This is a genomic window from Bradyrhizobium sp. LA2.1 (genome assembly GCF_040547725.1).
GTDB lineage: Bacteria > Pseudomonadota > Alphaproteobacteria > Rhizobiales > Xanthobacteraceae > Bradyrhizobium > Bradyrhizobium barranii.
Genome location: NZ_JBEPQI010000035.1, coordinates 66,338 through 76,682 on the forward strand (window position 1 = coordinate 66,338; position 10,345 = coordinate 76,682).

Consider the following 10,345-nt stretch of genomic DNA (forward strand, 5'->3'; position numbering starts at 1 on the left):
CCTAGGACGACGCCGTGGCGAGCTTGCCGACCTCGGAGAGAAGCAACTTCAGGATCGGGGATTTATTCGCCTTGTGATAGGCGACAACGAGATCGAGCTTGGGTGCTTCACCCCGCACCGGCCGGGTGGTGATCGTCTCCGGCAGATATCGCTTCGTGTAGGCCGGCAGCATCATGACGCCGCGCGTGGACGCGATCATGGAGATCGCGTGAACGACATTGTGGACTTCGCGGTCGGGCTTGAGGTCGATTCCGGTCCGGCTGAAATAATCCAGAACGATACGGCGAACCGCGGGAGCGGATTTGGACGGTAGGTAGAAGGTCTCGTCCCTGATCTCCTCGGGCGCCACCGCGGCTTGCGATGCCAGCCGATGGTCGCTCGGAAAGACGAAGACCAGCGGATCGGTGCGCACGCGCCGGCAGACCAGATCTTCCATGTGCTCCTCCGGCCGGATGAAGGCAGCATCGAGCTTTCGCCGCATCAGGGCCTTGGCAAGCGAGGGCGAATAATCGCTCGACAGGCGGATATCGATGCCGGGAAATGCGTCGCGCAGAATGCGATCCACCTCGGGCAGCAGGTCGATTTCGGCGCCCGACAGAAAGCCCAACGAGAAAGCGGGCTGCGGGGGCTGCGCGGCACGGAGCGCCGCTTCCTTGGCAGCCTCCGCCTGAAGCAGCGCCATTCTGGCGTGCTCGAGAAAGGCCTTGCCGGCCGCCGTCAGCGCGATGCCTTGGGCGCTGCGGTTCATCAAGGGAACGCCGACCTCCCGTTCGAGGTCCCGGATTTGCCGGCTGAGCGACGGCTGCGACGTGTGCAGCTTCTGCTCGGCCGCAACAGTCAAACTGCCTGCATCGGCAACGGCGACGAAATAGCGGAGATGCCGAAGCTCCATCGCGATCTCCCATATCTCGCAGGCATGGGGCCAGCTTACAAAGTCTTTTTCCAGGCGGCCAGCTGCCCGTATAGCCGGCGTGAACGAGGTCTGCCTGGCAGGCAGAGGCGCACGGGAGCGAGCTTCACATGCTCAAGAGCATTCAGACGTCGCTGCTGATCCTCGCGCTGGCGGGATCTGGCGAAGTGGCTGCGCAATCCTCCAACACGCAGGCAAAGGCAAACAACATGGAACTGGATGTGACAGGATTGAAGCAGGCGTTGCTCGGCGACTGGGAAAGCATCGCACCGGAGGTGCGCCCGAGCGCGGCGAAGAACGCCGATGGCACGCTCAAGCCGTTCTATCTCAAGCGGGCCTTCAAATATCTCCCCTCCGACCGTTTCGAGCTCGAGATCGTCAACTCGGCCGATCCCTACAGCGCCGTGCCGCTCGCGCGGATCAGGATTGGCGGCCATATGCTGTGGAGGGGTGCGCATCCCGTCGCTCCGGGCGCGCAGAAGGTCGACTTCGTTGCCGACGAGACCTACGAGGTTACGCCGCTGGCACAGGGATTTGCCGATGTGCTCAACAAGGTCGCCGCGGTCGGATATGCACCGTGGGACGTAGGCGCGCCCCAGAGCATCTTCGGCAAGACCTTCGCTCCCTTCGGTCTCGCCGAAGCCACGAACTTCATGGAATATGATCTCGTCTATCTCAGGGGCGACCTCCTGTTCTGGGGCGCCCGCAACATCGAAGGCCGTGGCTTTGACACCGAGCAGAACCGGCCGACCAATTTGCAGATTCCGCTGATCAGGAAGTGACTCGGGTCAAGTTCGTCACACTCTCCCTCGACGCGATGCCCTCAACACGGGGCCTGAACACCCGTGGTCGTGCAAACGCATGGGTCGCACTGTCGCAAAGCCTGATCCACTCAAAACAAAAAAGCCCGGCCGACGGCCGGGCTTTTGATTGCTTGCGATCGACGCTGCGAGACGCTTACGCGGCCTCGTCGGCGACGGCGGTGTCGTCGCCATCGGTATCGCCGTCGGCATCCGCCTCGCCCTCGCCCTCGGCGGCTTCCGCCTTGGCGTTGGTGCGGCGCGGGCTCTTGGCGAGCTGGGCCTCGATCTCCTTGACCGCTTCGGTCTCGGTCGAGTGCTGCACAACCGCGATCTCGCGGGAGAGACGATCGAGCGCCGCTTCATAGAGCTGACGTTCAGAGTACGACTGCTCGGGCTGCGACTCGGAACGGTAGAGGTCGCGCACGACTTCCGCGATCGCGACGATGTCGCCCGAATTGATCTTTGCTTCGTATTCCTGGGCGCGGCGCGACCACATGGTGCGCTTGACGCGGGCACGGCCCTTCAGCGTCTCCAGCGCCTTCTTCACCAGCGCGGGGTCGGACAGCTTGCGCATGCCGACGTTCGCAACCTTGGCGGTCGGCACGCGCAGCGTCATCTTGTCCTTGATGAAATTGATGACGAACAGCTCGAGCTTCGCACCGGCGATCTCCTGCTCCTCGATGGCCAGGATCTGGCCAACGCCGTGAGCGGGATAGACGACGAATTCGTTGGCCTTGAAGCCCTGGCGCTGGGTCACGACCTTCTTTTCCTCGACCTTCGGCGCGGGTGCAGCAGCCTTCACGGCCGGCTTCGCAGCAGCAACGGGGGCTTTGGCAGGGGCGGCAGCAACAGGAGCCTTCGGAGCAACGGGCTTGGCAGCGGAAGCCTTGGCAGCAGCAGGCTTGGCAACGGTCGCTTTCGCGGCCGGTTTGGCAGTCTTGTGAGGCATTGCGCTTCTTTTGTTCTTCGAGGACTTTGCAGCCGGTGCCTTAGTCGCGGTCCGACCCTTGGATGCGCTACGGCTGGCCGCGGCGACTTTTTTGGCCTCCTTATGGGAAGCCCTCGCTGAAGTACTCTTTTTACGCGTTTTCTGTGACACAGCCTGCGCGCGGAAACTGCCACGCCCCTGTTCGACATTTGGTTTCACGGGAACCCAACGGGGCCAACTGGGCTGACGGGGTTCAGCTTAATGTGCTCAATATAGCACATTTCCCGCAAAAATCAATGATTTAGGGGTCTTGAGGGCTGGTTTTCGGCGCTGACGAAGGTATTAGGGTTAAGTTTGGGCGAGAATTAGTCTCCCGAGCCCGGGTTCGAAGAAAAATATTTCTCGAACTTGCCTTCCTGGCCGTCGAATTCCTTCGCGTCGGGGGGTGATTCTTTCTTCTGGGTGATGTTCGGCCAGCTTTTGGCGTAGTCGGCGTTGACCTGGAGCCACTTTTCCAGGCCCGGTTCCGTGTCCGGCTTGATGGCGTCGGCGGGGCATTCCGGCTCGCACACGCCGCAGTCGATGCACTCGTCAGGATGGATGACGAGCATGTTCTCGCCCTCGTAGAAACAGTCGACCGGGCAGACCTCGACGCAGTCGGTATACTTGCACTTGATGCAGGCTTCAGTGACGACGTAAGTCATCCAACGCTCCGAAAAGCTCTTTTAAAAGTCGCGGCTTGCGTAGCGCGGATGGCCCGGCGCCGCAAGGTCGGGAACGGCCGATCATGACGGCTTTACGCGTTTGATCGACCAAGAAATGAATTCAAAGCGCAATTAATTGCGCTTCGCTTCGCTCAGCTCCTCGTAGAGCACGCGGGCCGAGGCGGCATCGCCGCGGCGCTCGTTGAAAGCGGTTACTTTCAGCACGCGCACGGTGCGATCGAGCGCGATGGTGATCACGTCGCCGATCTTGATCGCATGGCCCGGCGACTTCTCGCGCGTACCGTTGATGCGAACGTGGCCGGACTCAACGAGTTCGGCCGCGGAGGTGCGCGCCTTCACCACCCGCGCGTGCCACAGCCATTTGTCGAGGCGCTGCCGCTCGGTCGTGGGATCACTCCTTGCGACCGGACAGCTGCTCTTTCAGCGCAGCGAGCTTTGCGAAGGGCGAGTTCGGATCGGCTGGACGATCGCGCTCGCGCGGGTTCGCGCTCGAGGCGTAGGGGCGCAGCGACGGCCCGCCCTGGCGGTCGCGGCCCTTGTCGCGGTCACGACCGCGATTGTCGCGGCCCTTGTCGCGATCGCCGCCGAACTTGCCCTTGTTGCGATCGCGATCCTTGTTGTCGCGATCCTTGCCCTCGAAGCGGCGGCTCTTGTCGTCGCGCCCTTCCTGGCGCGGCGCACCCTCGGCGCCACCTTCGCGCGGCTTGCGGAAATCCTTTGCCCCATCCCTGCGATGACCGCCGCCGTGACGATGGCGCTCATTGCGCTTCTCGCCGTCAGCTGACTGCGCGGCCGCGCCTTCGGCAGGGGCGGCGCCAGCTTCGGCACCGGCCTGCGGGCGCTGATTGTGGTGACGCTGGTGGCGATGGCGCTCGTGGCGCGGCTTGCGATCGTCGTGGCGGCCGCCGGGACGCCAGACCTCGACGAGCTCGGGCTCGGCAGGCGCAGCGGCAGCTTCGGCCGGCGCAGCCGCATCGGCCGATGCGGCGGCTTCCGTTGCAGCGGCCTCGGCGGGAGCGGCTTCCATCGCCTCGCTGGGCGCAGCAGCCTCTTCCGCCGGCGGCGCGATGCCGGGGGCATCCTCGGGCGTGACGGGGGCTTCCGGCGATGCTTCGAGCGCCGGCTCTTCATGCGCGGGCTCGTCGTGCTGCTCCATGCCGGGCGCGTCTTCGACGGTGACTGGCTCGGCGGCGGCTTCGACCGCGGTGTCCGCGGTCGCGGCGGCGTCATCGGTCGCAGTCGGTTCAGTCGGAGCCTCTGCGCTTGCTTCAGCAGCCGGCGTCTCCGCAGCAGGCGCAGCCACCGGCTTCGGCGGCAGCGGCGCACGCTTCTCCATGCGATAGCCGAGCGCGCGCAGCACCGAGGCGAAATCCTCGCCGGCCGAGCCGGTGAGCGAGGTCATCGCCTGCGTCACCACAAAGCTGCGGCCGTCAAACGCGCCGGCGGGCTTTTCGCCGGGCGAGTTCTCGCGCCAGGCCAGCGCCGGGCGGATCAGATCGGCAAGGCGCTCCAGAATGTCGACGCGCACCGCGCGCTCGCCGGCCTGCTTGTAGCCGAGCACGCGATAGGCATCGCGCGGCAGCTGCTTGTCGACCGGGAACGAGGTGCGGCCCGAAGATGCCAGATGCTGCGCGCCCGACAGCGAGGACAGATCGACATTGTCCTGCTTCAGCGCCCACAGCAGCGCGGCCAGCGCGCGTCCGGCGGGCTTCAGCAGGCCGGGGAAATAGATGTGATAGGCGCCGAAACGGACGCCGTATTTGCGCAACACGGCGCGCGAAGGCTGGTCGAGATCCTTCAGCTCGTTGGCGATCTTCGGACGCTCGAGCACGCCGAGCGCCTCGACCAGCTGATAGGCGATGCCGCGGGCAATGCCGGTGACGTCCTCGGCCTTCGACAGCTCGAACATCGGCCCGAGCAGCTTTTCGATATGCGTCTTGAGCCAGAGCTCGAGCCGGGCCTGCACCTTCTCGCGGGGCGCACCGGTGAGGCGCTCGTCCGAGATGATGCGGATGCGCGGATGCAGCGCCTCCTCCGCGGCAGACAGGCGCGCCACGGCATCGCCGGTCCAGCGGATCGTGCCTTCCGAGGTCAGCACGAACTGATCGTCCGGCGCATTGCCCAGTTTCTCGGCGCGCGCGTTGATCTCGCCGGCGAGCACCGCTTGCGCTGCAGCCTGCAAGGCTTTCGCATCGGAGCCTGCTTCCGCCGCATCCGGTGCAAAGGTGAAGCCATCGAGGCGGCCGATGACATGGCCTTCGACGATGACTTCGCCGGTCTTGCCGATTTCAGTATTCAAGCTCGTGTTCTCCCGCAGGCGGCGCATCAATACACTGGTCCGGCGATCAACGAAACGCTCAGTCAAGCGTTCATGGAGCGCATCCGATAATTTATTTTCGACCTCCCGCGCGATCCCCTGCCAGCGCTCGGGGTCTTTCAGCCAGTCCGGGCGGTTGGCGACGAAGGTCCAGGTGCGGATCTGGGCGATCCGGGCCGACAGCGTGTCGATGTCGCCGTCGATGCGGTCAGCCTGGTCGACCTGGGCCGCGAACCAGGAATCGGGGATGCAGCCCTTCTGCATCAGGAAGCCGTACAGCGTGGTGACGAGCTCGGCATGGGCGGCCGGCGACAGTTTTCGGTAATCGGGGACCTGGCAGGCCTCCCACAGCCGTTCCACGGCCGCCTTGCCATGCGCGATATCGCGCACCTCGACGTCGCGGGCGGCATGGTCGAGCACGCGCATGTCCTCGGCGATCGGCGCGCGCGTCAGCGCCTCATGGCCGGGCGACTGGTTCAGGGACACCTGGAGCGCGCCGAGGGAGGCGAAATCCAGCTTCGCATTGCGCCATTGCAGCATCTTCACGTTGTCGAAGGTGTGGTTCTGCAGCGCGTTGACGAGCTCGGGCTCGAACGGTCCGCAGCGGCCCGTCGTCCCGAAAGTACCGTTGCGCGTGGCGCGCCCCGCGCGCCCGGCGATCTGCGCGAATTCGGCCGGCGTCAGCCTACGGAACTGGTAGCCGTCGAACTTGCGGTCGGAGGCGAAGGCGACGTGGTCGACGTCGAGATTGAGGCCCATGCCGACGGCGTCGGTGGCGACGAGATAATCGACGTCGCCGTTCTGGAACATCTCCACCTGCGCATTGCGCGTGCGCGGGCTAAGCGATCCCAGCACCACGGCCGCGCCGCCATGCTGGCGGCGGATCAGCTCGGCGATGGCGTAGACCTCGTCGGCCGAGAAGGCGACGATGGCGGTGCGGCGCGGCTGGCGCGTGATCTTGCGGTCCCCGGCGAATTCCAGCTGCGACAGGCGCGGCCGCGTGATCATGGACACGCCCGGCAGCAGCCGCTCGATGATCGGGCGCATCGTGGCGGCGCCCAGCAGCAGCGTCTCGTCGCGGCCGCGGCGGTTGAGGATGCGGTCGGTGAAGACGTGGCCGCGTTCGAGATCGGAGGCGATCTGGACCTCGTCGACGGCGAGGAAGGAGACGTCGAGGTCGCGCGGCATCGCCTCGACGGTGGAGACCCAATAGCGCGGGTTCTTCGGCTTGATCTTCTCCTCGCCCGTGATCAGCGCGACGGCCTCGCTGCCGACCCGCGCGGCGATCTTGTTATAGACCTCGCGCGCGAGCAGCCGCAGCGGCAGCCCGATCACGCCAGAGGGATGCGCGAGCATCCGCTCGATGGCGAGATGGGTCTTGCCGGTGTTGGTCGGCCCGAGCACCGCAGTGACGCCCGCGCCAGGTGCGCGCTCGGAGGCGAAGGGGGAGGAGGAGAAGGCCATGTCTGGGGATTAGGTAGTGGCGATTTGGGCGAATGTCAGTGCTGTTTTGGGGTGTGTTGAGGGCTGGGAGGTGTCGGCCATGTCTCCGAACGCTACGCTGCAGCCAAGCATTCCACTGTCATGCCCCGGCCTGCCGCCTTCGCCAAGGCTTCGGCGGGCCGAGCACCCCCCTGAGCCCCGGCGTAGCCTTGGCGGAGCCGGGACCGGGGCATCCAGTACGCCGCGCCCTGTCCGCTCAACCACAACGGCCTCGGCGTACTGGATCGCCCGGTCAAGCCGGGCGATAACACCGAGCGTGTGGGAGCGCACTCCCCAAACCTCGCGCAACTGTCTCACTTTGCGACGCTTTTCCCGTTGGCTTTAAGCTTCGGAACGACTCTAGAACGAATCGCGGCCGAATCGCTGACTCCCGCTGAAGTCCTGTTCCGTTCACGCCACATGTCGCGGGACTCTTATTGGTTGTGCACTAGATGGAGTTTTGCCCTGCCGCACAAGCGGCGTTTCGATGACCGGTTCCTTAAAATTGGGGACGGCGCGGAGTCGAATCAGAATCGGGCAGGAGTCAAATGGATTCCCCGACAGCCGACCCCCAAACTCATTTTTCGCGAAAACAACCCCATGCACAGTAGAAACGGGTGCCGCGGGAATGGCGGGGTGGCGGCGGGTAAGGTGTTGGAGTCACGCTACGAATTCCCCTCGCTCGTCATTCCGGGGCGTCGCGCAGCGACGAGCCCGGAATCCATCGTGAGCCAGTCTCTGCGGCCTGATGGATTCCGGGCTCGCGCCAAGGGGCGCGCCCCGGAATGACGGCAGTGGGAGGACGGGCGCAGCGGCGCCCTACTGCGTCTTGGCGACCTTTGGCGGCTGGGCTGACGTGATGAAGCTGGTCGCTTCCAGCATGGCCGGGCCGAGCGGCGTCGGCACTTTCAGCCAGAACGGGACCAGGATGCGCGTGCCCGCGACGGGGGCGAAGGCGATCTCGATGTTGCGCTGGGCGGCGAGGTATTTGATCACGGGACGGTCGGGAATGTAGCCCGCCACGGGCACGAAATAGAGCGCGCAGACCACGACCGGGCCCCTGTAGCCCTTCTCCGCCTTCACGCTCTCCATGCGCTTGAAATCGAGTTTCAGCTCGTAGCGCATGCGGCCGTCGAACACGGATGCTGCGTTGTGGCAGGCGTCCGGCGTCACGGGGTCGCCGGTGCCGGGCACGCGCAGCAGCGAGGCCGTCATCGGGTCCCAGACGCCGCGGCGATGCGCGTCGGTGACGACGATGCGGTCGGCATCGACAGGCGGTTCCGGCACGATGCCGAACTCCTTCACATTGCCCTTGTCGAGCGTGATGCGGATCTCTTCGGTCTTCTTCGAGGTGGTGGTGGAGGCCTGGTAGCCGGTCGCGACCAGCGCACCGTTGACCACCCTGCCTTGCGAGGCGCCGGTGCCGGACCCGCCCGCGAAGGATTTCAGCAGCCCCGTGGTGCCGCCGGAGGCCGCGGCCGCGAACACGTCGTCGCCGATGTCGATGTTCCAGGCGCCCTTGCCGACGGGAATGCCGGCCAGCGTCGCCTCATACTGCGCCTCGAGCTTGCCCTGCGCCGCCACGGGCTCCGCGCCCCACGCCACGACCAGCCCGCAAAGGGCTGCGAAAGCCAGCCGGCCGGCGGAGCGCGGTCTGGCTGAGCCGTGACTGACCAAGCCTTGGAGCCAAAGTCGGGGGGATGTGAGCACGAAACAATCCAATCGGGGCGCGAACGGTTGTTACTTAAGCCAAAAACCGCTGCAAACAATGTGTCCGGGCGCGGAGGCATGCGGAACTCCACTTGATACTTCGTGTGCGAATACGCCCTTTATGTGATGGTAAGGCACTTCAATCATTGCCGTTTTGGTGATCGGGGGTGTGTCAGGGACGCGCACCTCGCCCCGCCCATTCCGCCGTCATGCCCCGGCTTGACCGGGGCATCCAGTACGCCGTAGCCCCTTGGCTCCAGCCGCACCGCCTCGGCGTACTGGATCGCCCGGTCAAGCCGGGCGATGACACCTGTTGTGGGGGATGCCGCGGAGCATGAATCCCCGCCCAAAACCTTGACGTCCCGTCCCTTCCCCCCTATACGTCCGCCCGCTCCCTGCAAGGACACAGAATTAGCCCCCGTGGCGCCCAGAATGGCGGCCGCAAATCGTTTGGGGGACAGAAGAGGATTTCTACCATGTCTCGCCGCTGCGAACTGACGGCCAAGGGCCCCCTCGTCGGCCACAAGGTCAGCCACTCCAACATCAAGACCAAGCGCCGCTTCCTGCCGAACCTCGTCAACGTGACGTTCATCAGCGAAGCGCTCGGCCGCAACGTGCGCCTGCGCGTCTCCACCAACGCGGTCAAGAGCGTCGACCACAATGGCGGCCTCGACCCCTTCCTGCTCAAGGCCAAGGCCGACGTCCTGTCGCCGCGCGCCCTCGAGCTGAAGCGCGCCATCCAGAAGAAGGTCGGCCCGACGGCCGCGCCGGCGAAGAAGGCCAGCTAATCCAATTTTGAAATCGGGCGGGGGCTAAGTTGCGTCGCGTGGCGTAGTCTTAGCCAGTAGAGTTTTGCGTCGCGGCCGGATCGAAAGATCCGGCCGTTTTTGTTTTTAGTCTGCCTAAAACTCAGAACCAGAGTTGCAGAACCGCGAATCTCGCGATTAGATTGCATTTGCCATTTTGATTGTCGGTTTCCTGCATATGGAAGAATTCCCTATTCATCGCCTCGGCTGGAAGGCGTTCCAGGATCTATGTGTCGGCGTTGTCGAAGAGCAGACAAAACGGACCGTCCAGACATTCCTTCCCTCCAACGACGCTGGCCGTGATGGGGCTTTCGTAGGTCGTTGGGACGGCCATTCACAAGGGAACAGCACAATCCAGTGCAAATTTACTTCGAAAGCAAATTTGAATCTTACGCTATCCATGCTGATCGACGAAATCCCAAAGGCCAAGCGACTCGCAAAACAAAAGCTCGCCGACGACTACATAATTCTCACCAATCACACGATCACAGGCTCTAGCGAACTCAAGATACGCAAAGCGTTCGAGAGCGTCGGCGTAAAGCGTTGTCGGGTATTCCACAGAGATTGGATGTAAGCGCGATTTTCTCCGCACGGTGACGCCCGCGCTTTTGACGGATGGCCTTCGTATCGAGGGCGGCATCTGACCCGTTCAGGCAGCGGCGGT

The 10,345-nt window shown here is 64.4% G+C and carries 8 protein-coding genes and 1 pseudogene; 3 read left to right on the forward strand and 6 right to left on the reverse strand.

Annotated elements, in window-relative coordinates:
* Position 1 precedes the first annotated feature (1 nt).
* On the reverse strand, positions 2–892 hold the full coding sequence (locus ABIB95_RS42210) for a LysR substrate-binding domain-containing protein (RefSeq protein WP_085399180.1): 891 nt from the start codon (positions 890–892) through the stop codon (positions 2–4).
* Between the two features lie 128 nt (positions 893–1,020).
* Between ABIB95_RS42210 and ABIB95_RS42215 the strand changes: the two genes are divergently transcribed.
* Positions 1,021–1,692, forward strand: a complete 672-nt coding sequence (locus ABIB95_RS42215) for a hypothetical protein (protein WP_354248603.1) — start codon at positions 1,021–1,023, stop codon at positions 1,690–1,692.
* A 175-nt stretch (positions 1,693–1,867) separates the two neighbouring features.
* On the opposite strand, the gene ABIB95_RS42220 is transcribed toward ABIB95_RS42215, so the two are convergent.
* The 5 genes and pseudogenes from ABIB95_RS42220 to ABIB95_RS42240 all read right to left on the reverse strand — a co-directional run bounded on the left by ABIB95_RS42220 (position 1,868) and on the right by ABIB95_RS42240 (position 8,770).
* The gene (locus ABIB95_RS42220; protein WP_354248605.1) at positions 1,868–2,662 is read right to left on the reverse strand and encodes a CarD family transcriptional regulator; all 795 of its coding nucleotides are present in this window, start codon (positions 2,660–2,662) and stop codon (positions 1,868–1,870) included.
* 344 nt (positions 2,663–3,006) lie between these two features.
* Positions 3,007–3,345: a ferredoxin FdxA gene (fdxA, locus tag ABIB95_RS42225; RefSeq protein WP_071908456.1), complete on the reverse strand. Its 339-nt coding sequence runs from the start codon at positions 3,343–3,345 to the stop codon at positions 3,007–3,009.
* Positions 3,346–3,477: 132 nt separating this feature from the next.
* Positions 3,478–3,747: pseudogene (locus ABIB95_RS42230) on the reverse strand (RNA-binding S4 domain-containing protein); the annotation flags it as partial.
* A gap of 10 nt (positions 3,748–3,757) precedes the next feature.
* On the reverse strand, positions 3,758–7,147 hold the full coding sequence (locus ABIB95_RS42235) for a helicase-related protein (protein ID WP_354248608.1): 3,390 nt from the start codon (positions 7,145–7,147) through the stop codon (positions 3,758–3,760).
* Positions 7,148–7,984: 837 nt separating this feature from the next.
* Positions 7,985–8,770: a DUF3108 domain-containing protein gene (locus ABIB95_RS42240; protein WP_502917930.1), complete on the reverse strand. Its 786-nt coding sequence runs from the start codon at positions 8,768–8,770 to the stop codon at positions 7,985–7,987.
* Between the two features lie 581 nt (positions 8,771–9,351).
* On the opposite strand from ABIB95_RS42240, the gene rpmB reads away from it, so the two are divergent.
* Together rpmB and ABIB95_RS42250 are read left to right on the forward strand one after the other, a co-directional pair.
* Complete coding sequence (rpmB, locus tag ABIB95_RS42245; protein ID WP_063980641.1) at positions 9,352–9,663, forward strand: 50S ribosomal protein L28; 312 nt, start codon at positions 9,352–9,354, stop codon at positions 9,661–9,663.
* Positions 9,664–9,838: 175 nt separating this feature from the next.
* Positions 9,839–10,255, forward strand: coding sequence for a restriction endonuclease (locus ABIB95_RS42250; RefSeq protein ID WP_354248610.1), 417 nt, complete (start codon positions 9,839–9,841; stop codon positions 10,253–10,255).
* Positions 10,256–10,345: the final 90 nt, after the last annotated feature.

Coding starts and splice junctions, on each gene's coding strand:
- ABIB95_RS42210 (WP_085399180.1), bottom strand. CDS start 892: ATGGAGCTTCGGCATCTCCGCTATTTCGTCGCCGTTGCCGATGCAGGC.
- ABIB95_RS42215 (WP_354248603.1), top strand. CDS start 1,021: ATGCTCAAGAGCATTCAGACGTCGCTGCTGATCCTCGCGCTGGCGGGA.
- ABIB95_RS42220 (WP_354248605.1), bottom strand. CDS start 2,662: ATGCCTCACAAGACTGCCAAACCGGCCGCGAAAGCGACCGTTGCCAAG.
- fdxA (WP_071908456.1), bottom strand. CDS start 3,345: ATGACTTACGTCGTCACTGAAGCCTGCATCAAGTGCAAGTATACCGAC.
- ABIB95_RS42235 (WP_354248608.1), bottom strand. CDS start 7,147: ATGGCCTTCTCCTCCTCCCCCTTCGCCTCCGAGCGCGCACCTGGCGCG.
- rpmB (WP_063980641.1), top strand. CDS start 9,352: ATGTCTCGCCGCTGCGAACTGACGGCCAAGGGCCCCCTCGTCGGCCAC.